The 16787-nt window shown below is 31.2% G+C and carries 16 protein-coding genes; 5 read left to right on the plus strand and 11 right to left on the minus strand.

Translation table 11 applies throughout. The features are described 5' to 3' along the window. Nucleotides 1–14 precede the first annotated feature (14 nt). The 4 genes from N7277_RS07675 to N7277_RS07690 form a co-directional block, all read right to left on the minus strand. Entirely contained in the window at nucleotides 15–428 is a 414-nt protein-coding gene (locus N7277_RS07675; protein ID WP_274778985.1) for a nitrous oxide reductase accessory protein NosL, read from the minus strand. Nucleotide 429: 1 nt separating this feature from the next. Further along, nucleotides 430–1017, minus strand: coding sequence for a hypothetical protein (locus N7277_RS07680; RefSeq protein ID WP_274778986.1), 588 nt, complete (start codon nucleotides 1015–1017; stop codon nucleotides 430–432). 89 nt (nucleotides 1018–1106) lie between these two features. Then, nucleotides 1107–3107 (minus strand): Sec-dependent nitrous-oxide reductase, encoded by a 2001-nt coding sequence (gene nosZ / locus N7277_RS07685; RefSeq protein WP_274778987.1) that lies wholly within the window; start codon nucleotides 3105–3107, stop codon nucleotides 1107–1109. Nucleotides 3108–3133: 26 nt separating this feature from the next. Beyond that, on the minus strand, nucleotides 3134–3637 hold the full coding sequence (locus N7277_RS07690) for a c-type cytochrome (RefSeq protein ID WP_274778988.1): 504 nt from the start codon (nucleotides 3635–3637) through the stop codon (nucleotides 3134–3136). Between the two features lie 206 nt (nucleotides 3638–3843). Between N7277_RS07690 and N7277_RS07695 the strand changes: the two genes are divergently transcribed. Continuing rightward, on the plus strand, nucleotides 3844–4215 hold the full coding sequence (locus N7277_RS07695; RefSeq protein WP_274778989.1) for a hypothetical protein: 372 nt from the start codon (nucleotides 3844–3846) through the stop codon (nucleotides 4213–4215). Nucleotides 4216–4275: 60 nt separating this feature from the next. Here the strand turns inward: N7277_RS07695 and N7277_RS07700 are convergent, their stop codons facing one another. After that, on the minus strand, nucleotides 4276–5418 hold the full coding sequence (locus N7277_RS07700) for a methionine aminotransferase (protein ID WP_274778990.1): 1143 nt from the start codon (nucleotides 5416–5418) through the stop codon (nucleotides 4276–4278). Nucleotides 5419–5470: 52 nt separating this feature from the next. Here N7277_RS07700 and N7277_RS07705 point away from each other — a divergent pair, with 52 nt between their 5' ends. Next, the gene (locus N7277_RS07705) at nucleotides 5471–6484 is read left to right on the plus strand and encodes a M28 family metallopeptidase (RefSeq protein ID WP_274778991.1); all 1014 of its coding nucleotides are present in this window, start codon (nucleotides 5471–5473) and stop codon (nucleotides 6482–6484) included. A 218-nt stretch (nucleotides 6485–6702) separates the two neighbouring features. Here N7277_RS07705 and N7277_RS07710 read toward each other — a convergent pair whose 3' ends face one another. The 3 genes from N7277_RS07710 to N7277_RS07720 form a co-directional block, all read right to left on the minus strand. Further along, nucleotides 6703–8208, minus strand: a complete 1506-nt coding sequence (locus tag N7277_RS07710) for a tyrosine-type recombinase/integrase (protein ID WP_274778992.1) — start codon at nucleotides 8206–8208, stop codon at nucleotides 6703–6705. A 29-nt stretch (nucleotides 8209–8237) separates the two neighbouring features. Next, the gene (locus N7277_RS07715) at nucleotides 8238–8519 is read right to left on the minus strand and encodes a hypothetical protein (RefSeq protein ID WP_274778993.1); all 282 of its coding nucleotides are present in this window, start codon (nucleotides 8517–8519) and stop codon (nucleotides 8238–8240) included. A 140-nt stretch (nucleotides 8520–8659) separates the two neighbouring features. After that, a complete protein-coding gene (locus tag N7277_RS07720) occupies nucleotides 8660–9097 on the minus strand; it encodes a hypothetical protein (RefSeq protein WP_274778994.1) in 438 nt (145 codons plus the stop codon). A gap of 493 nt (nucleotides 9098–9590) precedes the next feature. Here N7277_RS07720 and N7277_RS07725 point away from each other — a divergent pair, with 493 nt between their 5' ends. Further along, a complete protein-coding gene (locus tag N7277_RS07725) occupies nucleotides 9591–9764 on the plus strand; it encodes a hypothetical protein (RefSeq protein ID WP_274778995.1) in 174 nt (57 codons plus the stop codon). 114 nt (nucleotides 9765–9878) lie between these two features. Here N7277_RS07725 and N7277_RS07730 read toward each other — a convergent pair whose 3' ends face one another. From N7277_RS07730 to N7277_RS07740, 3 genes are read right to left on the minus strand one after another with little or no spacing between them, the layout of a single operon-like run. After that, complete coding sequence (locus N7277_RS07730) at nucleotides 9879–12383, minus strand: GIY-YIG nuclease family protein (RefSeq protein WP_274778996.1); 2505 nt, start codon at nucleotides 12381–12383, stop codon at nucleotides 9879–9881. Next, nucleotides 12376–13911, minus strand: coding sequence for an Eco57I restriction-modification methylase domain-containing protein (locus tag N7277_RS07735; protein ID WP_274778997.1), 1536 nt, complete (start codon nucleotides 13909–13911; stop codon nucleotides 12376–12378). The genes N7277_RS07730 and N7277_RS07735 overlap by 8 nt, the downstream gene beginning before the upstream one ends. Beyond that, a complete protein-coding gene (locus N7277_RS07740) occupies nucleotides 13892–14560 on the minus strand; it encodes an SAM-dependent DNA methyltransferase (protein ID WP_274778998.1) in 669 nt (222 codons plus the stop codon). Before N7277_RS07740 ends, N7277_RS07735 begins: the two co-directional genes overlap by 20 nt. A gap of 428 nt (nucleotides 14561–14988) precedes the next feature. Between N7277_RS07740 and N7277_RS07745 the strand changes: the two genes are divergently transcribed. Beyond that, nucleotides 14989–15165, plus strand: a complete 177-nt coding sequence (locus tag N7277_RS07745) for a hypothetical protein (protein ID WP_274778999.1) — start codon at nucleotides 14989–14991, stop codon at nucleotides 15163–15165. Beyond that, nucleotides 15158–16726 (plus strand): DNA methyltransferase, encoded by a 1569-nt coding sequence (locus N7277_RS07750; protein WP_274779000.1) that lies wholly within the window; start codon nucleotides 15158–15160, stop codon nucleotides 16724–16726. The genes N7277_RS07745 and N7277_RS07750 overlap by 8 nt, the downstream gene beginning before the upstream one ends. Nucleotides 16727–16787: the final 61 nt, after the last annotated feature.

Here is a 16787-nt window from a genome sequence, read left to right on the forward strand (position 1 = left end):
AGTTAAAGTGAAATTTATTTTTCTAGGAAGCTCGCTCCTAATTTTTGAGCTTCTTCTTGGGCTTTGGTTTTGTCGATAAATGCAGCTACATTACCATTCATAGGGCTTTTTATTGCACCACCTGTAATAAGAGATGCTTTTTCTATTGGGAAAAGTTCATGTGTAAGAAAATCTGGCACATAAAGTTTTGCTTGTCCTACTTGCTCTGCATTTTCGGTGGCATAACTTTGCATACAGTTTAGGTCATCGAATTTATAGATTCTGCCTTTTTCTGTAATAAGTTCTGTGGCGAATTTAGGGTCTTCTATTCCCATTTTGCAAAGTTCACATTGGTCTTTCCCGAAGTTTATTTTTTCTGGGCCTTTCGGTGAACAGGAAAAAACTACGCCTAAAAAGATGATTCCTAGAATGTTAAATAATGTTTTCATTTTATATTACTTTTTTGGAAGATTTTATTTCTAAATAAGATAAAACAACAAGGATAATTCCTACACCAAACATAATCCAGCCACCAATATCAGGATAAGAATACGCACCGAAATTCAGAAGTTGTTTAAAACCTAAAAGCGGTGGTTGGTAACTCATGCCCGGAACTACAATCGCTGCATTTGGATTAAGATTATGACCATAATCGTACTCCCAAAGATAGAAGTCTACCATGAAAGCTACTCCAAATATAAGAAATAAAGCGGCAAAGAAATAAAGCCATTTCTTATTATTAATAAATACGGTGAGAAATGCCAACGCTGCAAAGAATCCTAACGCATAAGGTAAAATTTTAAATTCCCAAAAATCTTCCTGATGAATTTCTTTCATCCCGATGTAATGGTTTAGACCATTGATAATTTCGTAGTCTCCTGTGATTTTATGAGCATGAAGAAACATACCTAATCCTTCTGGATATTGTGGAGCTTCTAGATAAATAGCCCATATGGGAACGAAGATGCTAATGATTAATCCAATTCCGCTAGTGATAAGCAAAATTTTAGAGAGTTTGGATAATGAATTGTTTTTCATTGTTTTTATATTGAAATAAGAAGTTCTTATAGAGTGTAACTTATGTTACAGAAGTAAAAAAGGGCAGTAGAAACCGCCCTTTTAGAAATTTATTTTGTCACTGCTGTTTTCACAGGGCTTTTAGCGTTATCCGCTTTATTATTTAGGCTGTAAGTAAGAGGAACATTGCTTCCTGCTGGAGAAACTCTTACATATCCTTGCATTTCTTGGTGCAATGCAGAACAGAAGTCTGTACAATACATTGGCCACATTCCTGGTTTTTTAGGAACCCATTTCAGTGTACAAGTTTCACCTGGCATAATGAGCAATTCTGCATTTTGATTACCTTTGATGGCGAATCCGTGTGGTACATCCCAGTCTTGTTCTAAGTTGGTCACGTGGAAGTAAACTTCGTCACCTACTTTTATTCCTTCTATATTATCTGGAGCAAAGTGCGAACGGATAGAAGTCATATAAACGTGTACCTTATTGCCTTGTCTTACCACTTTAGATTCTGCTTCACCTTTGGTTGCATAAGGGTGTTTATTGTCTGCAATATTGTAGAACTTCACCTGATTGTCTTTAATAAGAGAAGCTGGAACAGCCTGTGCATAGTGTGGCTCACCAAAAGTAGGGAAGTCTAATAAGAGTTTCATCTTATCTCCACTAATGTCATACAACTGTGCAGATTGGGTTAATTCTGGACCTGTAGGTAAGAATCTGTCTTTTGTAATTTTATTATAAGCAACTAGATATTTACCATATGGTTTTTTAGTATCACCACCTACTACCATTAAGTGACCTACAGAGTAGAAAGTTGGTTGTCTGTCAAGAACTTTTAATGTTTTGATATCCCATTTTACTACTTCAGAAGAAACGAAGAATGAAGTATAAGCATTTCCTTTTCCGTCAAATTCTGTGTGTAATGGACCTAAACCTGGTTTTTGAACTTCACCATAAAGAGTAGATTCATATTTTAAGATAGGAATACCATCATATTCACCTGCAAATTCTTTGTTTTCAATCGCTTTAAGCATTTTGGTAAAGCTGTGTACAGGAATAAGAGCTGCCAATTTACCAGAACCTACAATGTATTCGCCAGTTGGGTCTACGTCACAACCGTGAGGTGATTTAGGAGTTGGCATGAAATAGCAAATATCTTTTAATTCTTTAGCAGAAAGTACAGTCACTTCTTGCTCCATTTTAGAGGTAGCAGTTTGAGTAGATTCATCAAATTTATTGTGAGCATACTGAGTTTTTACTTTTCTACCTTTACCAGCTTTTAGATATTCTTCAGCTTTTTTCCAGTTTACCGCCATGATAAAGTCTTTATCATTTTGAGAAGCGTTAACCTCTAATAAAGTATTCGCTTGTTCTGAATTATAACAAGAGAAGAAGAACCAACCGTGAGATTTTCCTTTACCAGCGTGAGAAAGGTCAAAGTTTACACCTGGAGCTTCAATCTGGAATGATAAATTCATATCACCAGTTTCTTTATTAACTCCGATAAAAGAAATCACTCCTTTGAAGTTTTCTTTGAAAGAATTAATAGGAACGTCTCCGTTCATATCATCTGTAGGAACAGCAAAACGAGTACCTGCCACTACATATTCTGTATTTTCGGTAATAAATGGAGAAGAGTGGTTACCAGCAGAGTTCGGTAATTCTATAATTTCCTCAGTTCTGAAGGTTTTAAGGTTTACTCTTGCCACACGTGGAGTGTTATTAGCATTCGCAAAAATCCATCTTCCGTCTTGTTCACCATTTGTTTGAGATAATTCTAAGTGATGCTGGTCATCCCAAGGAATAAAACCGTGCGAGGTTTCTAACATAGGCTTAGTTTCTTCACTGTAACCATACCCATTTTCTGGATTTACAGAGAAAATAGGAACTACCTTAAGTAATCTTCCGCTCGGTAAACCATAAACGTTCATTTGTCCGTTAAAACCACCACTTACAAAATTGTATACCTCATCATATTTTCCAGGAGCTACATATACTTTTTCTGCGGCGTCACCACTTACAGCGGTTTCTGTACCTTTAGGTTTACAACTGCCCAAAAATGCTAAAGAAGCAAAGGCCGAAATCCCAAATAACTGAATAATTTTCATATATTTATTTTTATTGTCTATCTAAATTACTTTGCACCATCGATTTCTCTCATGTACTCTAGCACTTGTCTTGCTTCAGTATCATTAAGACCTTGGTTTGGCATTCTTACTAAACAAATCTCTAGTTGTTTTTGTAATTCTGGGTCTACATTAATCATAGGATCTGGATTACTGATGAAGTTCAAAATCCAATGTGGAGTTTGTCTTGTAGTCACTCCTTTCCAACCTGGCCCCACCAATTTTTCTTCTGTAGGTTTATGACAAGAAGCACATTTTACCTCTGCCACTTTCTTGCCTTCAGCAGCCATAGCAGCGTCAAATTTGCTCACATCTACGTTGCTTTCGTCATATTTACCTAAACCTCTTTTCGGATCATATTGTCCTGATTCAGAAGATGCGCTAGTTTCTGTAGTAGCAGCAGATGTTTCTGTAGATGAGGTAGATGCAGAAGCGTCTGCAGGCTTGTCATTACCACAAGAAACCATCGCGAAAGCCATCATAGGAAGAACTAGAAATTTCAAATTTTTCATATATTTTTATTTTTAATATTAATTTGATAACAAATTTAACGTTGTTTAATAGTTGGGATTTATGACTTGAGTCATAAAATAAACATGACATTTATTAGCAAATTTGCACCTGTAAAACGAAAGAGCATTTTTGTGATTATTTTTTAAAATAATGACTGCTCATATAGTGGACTCATTTCTTTCAAAAAAAATAGTATTGAATCAATATGAAAAATAACTGGATAATCTTAGCAATATTCGCTTTGGTAATTTCTTGTAACAAAGAATCTGCTTCTGTTACAGAAAACACCCCGATGATAAGTGACAAAAATTCTAAAGAAGTTTCTTTAAAACAAGAGGCAAAAACATTGACCAATGATAAAGGAGAAACCATAGTGGTAACGTATTTTGCAGAAGGGGTAGACTTGGCAATGACGCTTAAGAAAAATGATGAAGAAGAACATAAATTGGTGGCAAAAGGAACAAATCCAAAAGGAGAACCTATTTTTACAGATGGTTTTTATGCTTGGGAACTGTCTGATGATGGAAATTCGGGAAGACTGACAGACAAGCAAGGAAATGTTAGTGTTTTCAAATAAATAGCTTTATTACGTTGTTTAAAAAATCCTCAAATTGATTTCAATTTGAGGATTTTGGTTTTATAATAATTTTCTTAGGTTTTCTGCAGCTTTTAAAATGGTTTCTGGCTTTTTACTGAAGCAGAATCTGATTAATCCTGTGTTTCTTTGGTCTTGATAAAACGAACAAAGAGGTATTGTGGCAACTTGGTGCTCTTTCGTGAGCCAAATGCAGAATTCTTTATCAGATAAATCAGAAATTTTCTCATAACTGGCAATCTGGAAGTAGCTTCCTTCTGATTTTTCCTTAAATGTAAAAGGCAAATCTTTAAATTGTGCTAAAAAGAAATCTCTTTTTTCCTGTAAATACTGTTGATTTTCTTCAGGATTAAAAACCTCTAAATATTTGGCCAAAGCATATTGAGCAGGAGTATTCACACTGAAACTGATGTACTGATGCACTTTTCTAAAAGCTTTGGTCAATTCTTCACAAGCCAAAACATACCCAACTTTCCAGCCGGTGAGATGAAACATTTTCCCAAAAGAAAAAATCGCAAAACTTCTGTTTCTGATTTTCGCATGATGAAAAACACTGTGAAATTCAGCATTGTCAAAGGTAATTAAATCATACACTTCATCAGAAATAACGATGATTTCGGTGTCTTTGATGATTTGATAGAGATGTTCAAAGTCTTCTTTTCTCCAGATTTTTCCCGTAGGATTGTGCGGGGAATTGATGAGGATAGCTTTTGTTTTTTCAGTAATAGCTGCTTTTATTTTCTCAAAATCGGGTAAAAAATCTTCATTCAAAGAAACCAAAACAGGTTTTGCGCCATTCATTTCAATCGATGGAATATAGCTGTCATAAGCAGGTTCCAGGACAATGACTTCATCACCAATTTCCAAAATAGCAGAAAGCGCCGTGTAAATTCCATAACTCGCTCCTGGCGTAATTGTAATTTCCGAAGTATTAAAATCTATCAGTGTTTTTCTGGCATGATTAAACGTGATGAGATTTTCAATCAACGCAGGAAAACCAAAACTGGGAGCGTATTGATTAAAATTTTTATTCGTTCCTTCTGCAAGGAATGTTTTCAAAGCTTCATCGATATCATCATCAGGAAAACCTTGAGATAGATTCACCGCTCCAAATTGATTGGCAAGTGCCGTCATTTCAGAAAAGATGGTGATTTCGGCTCCGTTATGTTTTTTTGGTAGTTTCATAAGCGATATTTCATCAAAAATACTATTTTTACGTATTAAAAATTATGAAAAAATGAAATTAGCGAGAATTTTTGTTCCAATAGTAGCCTCAGTGTTATTGTACAGTTGTGCTTCTAATAATCTATCCTACGAAGGAAAAGCTTTTAAAAGCGCTTATGAATCCATCAAAGCAGATGAACTGAAGAAAAACCTTATGATAATTGCTTCAGACGAGATGGAAGGCAGACAAACCGGCTCTGAAGGTCAAAAGAAAGCAGGGGTTTATATGATAGATTTCTATAAAAATATTGGGGTTTCTTATCCAGAAGTTTTAGGGAGTTATTATCAAAAAGTACCTAAAGAAGCTTTGAAAAGTAGAAGAGGAGAACTTTCAGATTCAGAAAATATCTTAGCGTTTATAAAAGGAACAGAAAAACCTGAGGAAATTATTGTGATTTCTGCACATTATGACCATGTTGGGACTAATAATGGCGTAGTGTACAATGGTGCTGATGACGACGGAAGTGGGACAGTAGCCGTAATGGAAATTGCAGAAGCTTTTCAACAAGCCAAAAAATCAGGAAAAGGCCCGAAACGTTCCATTCTTTTCTTACACGTTACTGGTGAAGAACACGGTTTATTGGGTTCTAAATATTATTCAGATAATCCAGTATTTGATTTAAAAAATACGGTGGTAAACCTCAATATCGATATGATTGGTAGAAGTGATAAAGAAAACTTAGGTGAAAATTATGTCTACGTAATTGGTTCTGATATGCTTTCTGCTGAATTGAAAAAAATAAATGTAGCAGCCAATAAAGCCACTCAAAATCTAGAACTCAATTATAAATATGATGATCCTAATGACCCAATGAGATTATACTACAGAAGTGACCATTATAATTTTGCAAAACACGGCATTCCTGTGGCGTTTTTCTTTGATGGAATTCACGAAGACTATCATCAGCCAACAGATGATCCAAAAAAGATTGATTATCCATTACTTCAAAAAAGAGCACAATTAGTTTTTGCTACAGCTTGGGAATTAGCCAATCGCAAGGAGAGAATTGTGGTAGATAAAAAATAATTGAATATATTTTCAATTTTCAATTCTCCATTTTTAATTAAAAAAGTAGCCCCACCAAGAATCGAACTTGGATCTAAAGTTTAGGAAACTTCTATTCAACTTTTAAGATTTTAAATGATTGATTATCAATGTTTTAATACTTTTGTTTTATGAATCTTTTACTAAATTATGCAGTAGTTACTGCAGTATTTATTGCAGAGTATAAAAAATAGAGGATGTTAATATCCTCTATTTTTTTCTTTTAATCTTAAACTTCTAAATTGTTTTGTAGTTTCTTTTAGTGTTGAACTCACTTCTTCTGTGTGGTGTCTTTCATTAAGATAAATTAGTGTTGTATTAATGTTTGAATGAACAAGAATTTTTTGAATTGTTTGGATTGGTATTTTAGCTTGTAATAAATGATTTGCAAGAGTATGCCTAGGGGAGTGACCTGTTATTTTTGTGATGTTGAGATGATTAGAAATTCTTCTTAAGTTACTATTATGACTTGCTTTTGCTTTATGGATGAGATATTCCTGTTTTTCATTTAATCTCTCCCATTCATCTTGCTTATTATTATAAGATGATTTGAATTCTTCCCAATTTAATTTTGGAAATAAGAATTGCGTTGGTAATTTTTTAATCATTCTAAAGAAAGTAAGAGTAAGTTCTTCTTTTATTATTTCTTCAACTTCATATAGAGGTTCTATAAGTTGTTTTAGCTCAAAATTGTTTTTCGATAGATTAACGATTTTTTGGATTAATTCTTGTACATCCGTAGTGTTCATTTCATTTAAGTTGTCTAAACCTTCTATTCTATTAAGAATCTCAATAGTAGAGGTGTTCAAACTTAAATCCCCTAATTTTACTTTTGTGTTTGCAGTGTGGTATTCATTGGGATAATAATTTTTTAGTGCTGTTACTTGTTCATAATTGAAAGGGAATAATTCTACTCTTTCACTTTTTTTTATCTTTATTTCTATACCCTTTTCTTTTATGCTTTTATTGGTAAGTAGTAAGGCATCTTGAATTCTAATACCCCCTGTGTTATATTGAAATAAAAATAAAGATTTAGATAATAGTTTAGTTTCACCTGATTTATATCCAAATGGGTTATAATCTTCAATTAGTTTTATTTCTTTGTGGGTTAAGGTATTAACAATTTTCTTTGGGTTTTTTCCTATATTAGAAGTAAGTGGATTAGTATTTATAGGAAATTGAGTGCCACTATTTTCATTCCAATGACTTATGTAATGACTAAATACAGACATATAGCACTTCCAACTTGCATTAGTTTTGAATTTTCCGGGATTTCTATTACTTTTTCTGATTTCAGATTTTAAAATTTGTATAAATTTCAAATCTCTTAATTTCTTGAATGGTAATGATTGCATACCAAGATTTTTGTAAATAACTTTTTGGAAATTTTTTAGAATATTATTGTATTTTTTTAGAGTTGGGTTGGTAAGCTTACCAGTATCTAAATTCAATCTCATATATTCAATTGCACATTGGTTGTCATCACCATCGGATAATTCTAAATTTTCAATATTAAAATTTTCTATTTTTTCATCTATAAGTTTATTAATTTCATTTGCGTTGAGATTGTTTTTTTTAATCCTATTTGCACCTTTTATCCAATCGTTATAAGGAACTTTTACACCTAAAGAAGTTCTACTAATAACTTTCTTACCATCATATATCATTGCATACAAAGTCCCAAGATTTTTATCTTTGGTTTTCATCAATATAAAAGTAATTTTTTTGGACATTTTTATGCTATTTTTCTGTAATATTCTTTTTTATCTTCTTGTTTTGTATTTAGATTAATTTTTCCTGTTCTATTAATTCTTTCTACAGGAATTAGTTTTATTTCCCATTTTTTTAGAACTAAAAATCTTTTTACACCATCTACAATTTCATTTCTATCAATTAAAATTGGTGGAATTTTATCTATTTTCAGATTTTTAATTTCACTTTCTTTCTTTATAATTTGGTTAAGTGTAATTTTTCTCTCTGCTGGGATTTTAATCATTTCTATATCAATTAGTTCCATAGTAAGTATTTTTAATTTATTAACCTATTTATATTTGTAAAAAGGTTAGAGGTTATTTACGAGAACAAAGATATAAAAAAAAACAAAAACATTGAAAATATTTTGCAATGTTTTTGTTGGGGTGTTTATTTTTGATAAATTTATATTAGTTCAATAGGACAGGTTTTATTTAGATATTCTTGTATTTTTTTTGGCACATCATAAAATAGATTTGAGTCTTTAAGTCCCTTTGGATATTGTTCTAATGAACCAATATATACACTGATATATGGTGTTTTTTTGTAATTACCTTTGAACTTATACTTCCATTTTATTTTGGCTACAATACTTGGTTTAGCATTTCTGTTTTTGATTATTGAGAGTGTGAAAGGTGGGTTTATTCTATATTTAATTTCTTCAATTTTGTCTTTCCAAAACAGATAAGTATTTATTACATCTTTGTTATTTTCAATAAAATTTTGAAAATCTTTTTCTAATATCGGGATGTAAAAATTCTCAATTATTTCTTTTGAATTTTTGTATGAATCGGATGTATATACTTCTTGGTATTTTGATTCATTTAATTTTAGTATTTTCATTATATTACATTATTTTTATTTTGCAATGTAATATTTTTTTTTATATTACTACAGTTTTAATCAAATTTTTTTTTGATTTATTTAGAATTTTTTTTTGTATTCTTTTTTAAATAATTCTATGTTCCGAGTTGGGTTGGGGTAATCTAGGTTCTAGATTACGACTTTTTACAGCCTTGGTTCTTCAACTGATTTCTCAGCCCCGTGAGTCTTTATCAGAGATTATCTCCGACCCCATCTATCCAACTCCGTTCAATGGGGATTTTTATATATAATAATTCATTCGCCAACTTCATATCCACTTTTTCTCTTGGTTGGCTTTATCAGGTCTTTTTCAAGACCTGTCGTTTATGTTTATTTTTTTAAGATGAATTAATAATTTCCATTTGATAATTTACTTACTATAATAAATAGTCCATATTTAATTAAAATCAAGCTTAAAATAATTTTCGACTAAATTTTAGATAAATATTGTAATTTTAAAAAAAATAAAATAATGGAAACAAAATATCAAGAACTACAAAATTTAATTAATTTAAAAATTCAAGAATTACAGGAAAAAATTAAATTACATAAAATTAACTTCGAAAAAAATCAAACTTGGGGACATATAGGTGATTTAGAACTAATTAATAAAGAATTGGCAGAATTAGTAAATAGTTTTAAATAAATTATTATGTTCTTTTCTTTTATTGTCAAGTCTAAATTTACCTATTACTAATTTACCACCTAATCTATCAAAACTTCATATAATTCAAATGGTCATTGTTGATTCTTTTTTTGTCTAATTTTCATTCAAAAAAGATTCATCATAATCTGTTCTTTTAACGATAGTGTCGTAAAGTCCAATATCTTCTCCTTCGTGTTTATTTATACCCACATAAGATAAACTTGAATCTTCATATCGCTTGAATTTATAAACAGCATCGTTCATTAAAGCAGAATTGAATACACCCAAACTTACAAGTAGTTCAAAATCTTTTACGGAAAGTCCTGTAACCTTCTTAAATAATCCTGGCTCAAGTTGTGTAATAACATCCTTCAAACTTCTTTCTCGATAATCAGTTAGATACATAAACACAGGGACACGAGTTGCAAATTTTATAAGTTTATCTTGTATCTGTTTTCTTAAACTCTTGTATTCCTTCTCGTCCTCTGTGAGTTCTTTTTTTTCCTTCGGAGTTAAATCTCTTTCGTTTGCTTCTTTTTTAGCTTTTTTAACAGATTCAGATTTATTTATGATGGTTTCAATGTCTTGATTTAAGTTACGGAAACCTTCAATATTCATAAGAGCTTTCATTGCTTCATCATTTGACATCAATCGTGATAGAGTGTTATTATCAACATTAACCAACAATGCACTTTCCCATCTTCTTGCCAAAAGAGTTGCGGTGGTTCCACTCATTGCCATATCTAAAATGCCAGCCGCATCAATTTGTTTCATTGATGAACCATCATAAGCTAATACAGGAAGGAAGTTAATAAACTCTTCAACCTTCTTTTCAGGATTCGCATCATTAACATTTAATCTGCAACTATAATCTGCAATTTGTCTTAATGCTCTATCAGGAGCAAAGTCAAACACATAACATTCCTCTTTGAGTATTTCTACTTTGTTTGGTGACTTGTCATCAGGATTTTTGATAGTCCAAGGCGTTTGAACTCTAAATGCCGCTTGAAAGTATGTTTCAGGACTTGAAGAATTTCGTAACATAAAAATACCTGTCCAAGGCTTAACTGAAACACCTGTTGTTAATTTACCACAAGAAAGGGTTATCGTTTTAGACTCAAGAGGGTTATTAGTCATCCCTTCTAAAACAGGAGGTAGTGCATTTACTCCAATACCTGCTTGAGTTCCAGCCGAAATTATAACTTTATAGGAATGATAAAAAATATTATTTCTACTTTTCAAAAGATTTGCCATTGCAAAACAAGAGGAAACGGATGGCAGAAACCAAAATGTATGATTTAATACACGCAACAATGGAGCATGCGAAAAGGGTAGTGGAGGTTTAGAAGCACCTAATTTTAGGTCGTCAATAGTTGTTTCAGAAAACGAACCACGGATTAAATCCAACCACTTTTGAACTTCATTTTCATACTTGAATTTAGCATTGTCACCTGTCCCATCAGCCGAGAAAAACACATTCAAATCAAATCCATCAAATTCTCCTTGAAGAGCAATTTGTCTAATGGAATCAGGTAGTTGATAGGTCATCATTACCATTCTCGGTAACGATAAATATGGATTATTGTCACCACTCCAATTTTCTTTTGCTCTTTGTTCATCAGAATAAGTCCAATTGAAAATTTGCTCTTCAATAAATTCGCCTGATGCTATCGCTCTAAATGGTGTGCCGGAAAGATATAAGTAATGATTGGTGGTGATGGGCATATTTTCCTCCTCAAAAAACTCCATCCCTTCACCTTCAGCAAATTTTGCTTCTTTAGCACCCTCTGCTTCAAATAAGTCTTTTGCATTTTCTCTCCAAGCACCATAGTGGTATTCATCAAAAACCACAATATCCCAATTAGTGGTATGAACCCATTCGTTTCTTGCTTTAATTCCTCCGGCATCATTTTTTCCTAAATAATCTTGAAACGAACCAAAACAAACAATTGGTTTTTTAGGGTCTGCTTCTTCAAAACTCATTCCGTTACGGGAAATAAACTGCCAACCTTCAAAATCAGTATGGGTCATTAAATCTTCGTCCCAAGCATTTTGAACGGCAGGTTTGAAGGTTAAGACCAATATCTTTTTCCATCCTTTTTTCTTTGCCAATTGATAGGTGGCAAAAGTTTTACCAAACCTCATTTTTGCATTCCATAGGAAATGTGGGGTTTTAGTAGGATTCTCTTTTTTGAAACTATCAAAGTAAGTTATGGTTTTATTTACCGCCTCTTCTTGTTCAGGTCTCATCCCAAATGAGTTGGTTCTATTTTCTTCTGTTCTAACCCCTGTTCTTAATTCGTTAATTGCAACTTGGATAGGGGTTAAGTCACAGACAAACCATTCTCCTTCCGGATTTTTTATTCTCTTTTTTCGTAAAATACGATGTACATCTTTATCTGTAAAAGAACCTCCATCATTTTTCATTGCAGTTTCTTCCAACAATATTTTATATTTTACTGCTGATGTTTGAAGTTGCTCTTTAATTCTTGTTTGAGCATCTCTATCGGTGTAACCCACTTTTAACCATCCCTGTTGTGATGGAACACCAACTAATTCATAAACATAGATTGTTGGATTTATTTCAGGTCGTGATGGAAAGAATGTTTTTTTACTCATCTGATTCAACATTATCATTTACACCTAAATTTTTGATTTTGGAGTCAATAAAAGACCATTCATCTTCAGTAATTCCCCATCTCTCAATTAGCATTTTATCCGTGTATTCACCTTCATATTTTCCAAGGTCAGGAACAAATTGGAAGTTATTTTTTGTTACATCTTGTGAAACAACAGTTTGTAAAAGTAAAAATCTAACAATCTTAGTGAAAATATATGATTTATAAGCTAATACTTCTTTTTCTGAAGTAAATGCACCTAAAACAATGTATGATTCAGTACAACATTCACCAGGTTTTGCAATTTTTGTATTACCGTCATAATAAAACCCAACTGGTTTTGCAAAATCTGTTTGACCAGCAATTGGTGATTTAGGGGCTATAAATTTCCATTTATTTATAATTTTATTGTCATCTGTTACATCCTTTTCATTTGCGAATTTTAATCCAATTTTTTGAATAAACCAACAAGGAATTCCAACATTTTTAGGAGAGTAATTTGTTGGCAAACCGAATGGTTTTCTTGAAGAAACTATTTCACTTAATCTTTTACCATTATTTTCATTTTTGGATAATACTTTGTGAATTATAGGAATTGCTTTGCCATTTCTAACAAGAATAGGGAATTCATCCAAATATCTTTCAGATTTCACTTTTTTTCCTTCAACAATATTTTCCATTTCACAAACTCCCTTATAATCTCTATCCCAAAGAAAGTAACATATACCTCCAGCAACATCAACGCCAGGAAATACTTCGTTTGAATTTTCAAAATCAACTAATTTTCTAATTCTTTTATCAGAAAGCATTTCAGCTCTGAAATTATCTAAACCCTTTCCTCCGGCATACCATCTTGCGGGTATTATCATAGTTAAAAATTTCGGGTTTAATTTTTTAGCTTGCTCAATAAATTTATGATAAATTGGTTTTGCACTTTTTGAATTACCACCATCATTTAATTGATATGGAGGGTTTCCAATAATTACATCAAATTTCATATTAAAAATAGTTTCAGGGTTGTTTGTATGAATAAAATTGTAAGCGTAGGTTTCTAATTCATCTTCTCTGTCATATACCTCTTGACTTGCTCCACAAAAAATACATTTTCCTCCTTGCCAAGAATGATTTAATCGTTCATAACGAATATTACCTTGTTCATCACTAAAAGAATCGCAGAAAGAATATTGCCCGTTTGCTATTTTAGAGCCATACACACTCCTTCTTGAAAGTAATGAGGTTAGTTCGGTTATTGCGATTCCATATAGTTGATTCTTGAATATATGATTTATTCTTTCTTTTTTGTCAGCAATAATATTTTCTAAACCCTTATCTAATCTTTTGGCTATTTCTCTTAAAAATACACCGCTTTTTGAAACTGGGTCTAAAAATTTTGTATCAGGGTTACTCCATATTTCAATTGGAAGTAAATCTAAAATATCATTAACCAAAGATGGTGGTGTAAATACCTCATCATTACTTAAATTGGCAAGGCAAGAAAGCACATCGGGGTTATAACTCGTTTGTATCATCGTCTCCAAGTTTTAGGAAGTGAATAGGTTTGTAATCTTGAATTTCTTGGTCAAAATATTGTGCTGAGTTATTTTCATCAAAAAAAGTTAATTGCATACTTTTTTCAACAAGGAATTGGAACATATAATCTTTTCTTTTAATCAAAGTTCCGTTAATTGGTTTCCATTCAGAAAAAATAATAGGTTTTTTTGTTACGGGGTTAGTGAAGTCCAAGGCGTCTCCCCACAATACATTTCTATGTAAAAGATATTTTACACTTCTTTTACATTCCTCTTTACATTCTTGTTTGAATAGTTTTTGATAATACTCATTGAAGATGTTAAATAATCGCTCCCTACATTCTTGTGCGTTGTCCTCTAATATATCAACTCCATAGATACTTGATATTGCTATAACTGCATATCTTTCCCATTCAAATTGACTTTTTTTATATCTATCAGTAACAACTTTTAATTTTCGTCTTAATACTTCTGCTAAAAAATTTCCATTCCCACAAGCAGGTTCCAAAAAGGTTGATTCAATCCTTTCTGTTTCTTGCTTTACAAGGTCAAGCATTGCATTTACCTCTCTTTCGTTTGTAAAAACTTCTCCGTGGTCAGAAACTCTTTTTTTTGATTTTACTTGGCTATTGTTTTTGTTCTTCTCCATAAAAACTTCTTTTTCTAAAAGAAAGCAATATAAAAAAAAATATATTAAGCTACAATATTGTAGCCTATGTATTTTGTGTTTAGTAAGTTAAAAATACTAAAATAAAAACACATTCACAATAAATGTGTTTTATTAAATTAATGTTCAAACGGATGTGCTAATACCTACTTGTAAAATTATCTTCTTAAGAGACCAATTGAACTTTCAAAAATTGCTAAATTGCATAGTAAATTTTTAATTTATGGGTCTTTTAATATCATTAAACGAAGAAGGTTATTTAACTCTAAAAAAATGACCGAGAAATTATTCTTAACAAGATTAAAGAACTTGAAATAATTCTTGATGAATTAACTCCAGCCTATAATCATCTTCAACCTTTTTATGAACCTAAAATTGAAATTATTATTTCTGACATTAATAATGAAAAAATGTATGTTGGAAAATCATTAATTCCTGTGCCGGATAAAGTTATGAAACATAAAATGCAAGTTGAAATTGGATTAGTTGAAAATTACAAAGGTATTGATGATGAAAATCTAATTTTAGATTCAAAGAAAAAAGTAAGAGACTATATGTCAAAAAGATTCCGAACTTATTTTGATTAATTATGCAAATAAAAAAATTCACAAATCAAAAATATTTCCAAACCCTTTTATTGATAAATTATACGGGAAATTTTCATTTCAGTCTTATGAAGATATAAAATTTTATGAAAATATAGTTGAAAATGGAATTCAGACCCCTCTAATAATAGCAAAATCGGGTCTAATAATCTCGGGGAACAGAAGATATTATTGTGCTGTAAAAAGTTCAGTAATTAAAGAAATTCCCGTAATAATTAAAGACATTGAAGATGAAAATATAACAGAATATATGATAGTTTCACTTCAACTTCAAAGAATAAAAAATGAAATTCAAATTGCAAGAGAATACAAAATTATTGGCGATTATTACAAAATTAATAGAGGAAAGGGAAATGAAATAAAAAACAAATTAGGTAGAGAGGAAAGAGACTTGTTGATGAAAAACTCCCCTTACTCAGAAACAACTATTAAAAGAGTTTTAGAATCCTATAAGTTAATCAAAAAGATTGAAGATGATTTGACTGATGATGATTTATGGAGAAAATTAGAAAATGATATTAAAACAAAATCTATAAGTGCTATTCATAAAAAACTAAAAGAAATTGATGGAGAAATTTTAAATAATAAATTGGCAAAAAAAATAGACATCAGTAAATTTAAAAATTTTAGAATTTTCACAAGAAGTTGTGATGACTTAAGTGATATTGTAGAAGATAATAGTATAGATTGTGTATGTACATCACCTCCATATTATAATGGTATAAGAACCTATTCTGAGGATAAAAAAAACATCAAAAAAGGTTTTGTTAATGAAGAATTAGAACAACTTGGACACGAAAAAACTCCTGAAGAGTATGTGGCGAAAATGGTGAAATACCTTTTAGAATTTAAAAGGACATTAAAAAACACAGGTAGTATATGGGTAAAAGTAATGGACGTTAGGAAAGAAGGAAAATATTTTAATGTTCCTGAAAAACTTTTAATTGCTTTAGAAAATGAAGGGTTTATAACTGCACAAAAATGCATTTGGTTTAAGAATAATCCACCATATGATAATAATGATGTATTTCAACCATCTATGGAACATATCTTTCATTTTGTTTTAGATACAAAAAAATATAAATGGAAAGATGATTGGTATGATAGTGCCGATGAATTTTTAGGAAAAATAACATACGGAGATAAAGACAAAAAAAGAAAATTCAGAAATGTTTTTATATACCCAACTAATAAGGATGAAAGAAATGAAAGAAATGGAGAAGGTTTTGTTAATAGTTTAATTGAAACGAATGTAATAAATAATTCATATCTTAAAAAACTTCTTCAATCAAAAGGGTTTCATCTTCAACACAATGCACTTTATGACCTTGAAATTCCAATGATATGTATTTTATCAACCACAGAATCGGGTGATTCTGTTATGGATATTTTTAACGGGTTGGGTACAACGGGATTGATTGCCTATGCTAACGAATGTGATTATATAGGAATAGAATTGTCAAGCGTTTATTCTGCTCAAACAATTATTAGGTTTGAAGATTTTTTAGAAAAAACAGGGTTGGCAAGTATGTATAATCCATAAATTTTTACATTATTCAAATTTTCAGTGTTTTTCTTTTTCACTTTAATTTAATATAAGTTTT

The sequence above is a fragment of the Cloacibacterium sp. TD35 genome, assembly GCF_028864635.1.
Lineage (GTDB): Bacteria > Bacteroidota > Bacteroidia > Flavobacteriales > Weeksellaceae > Cloacibacterium.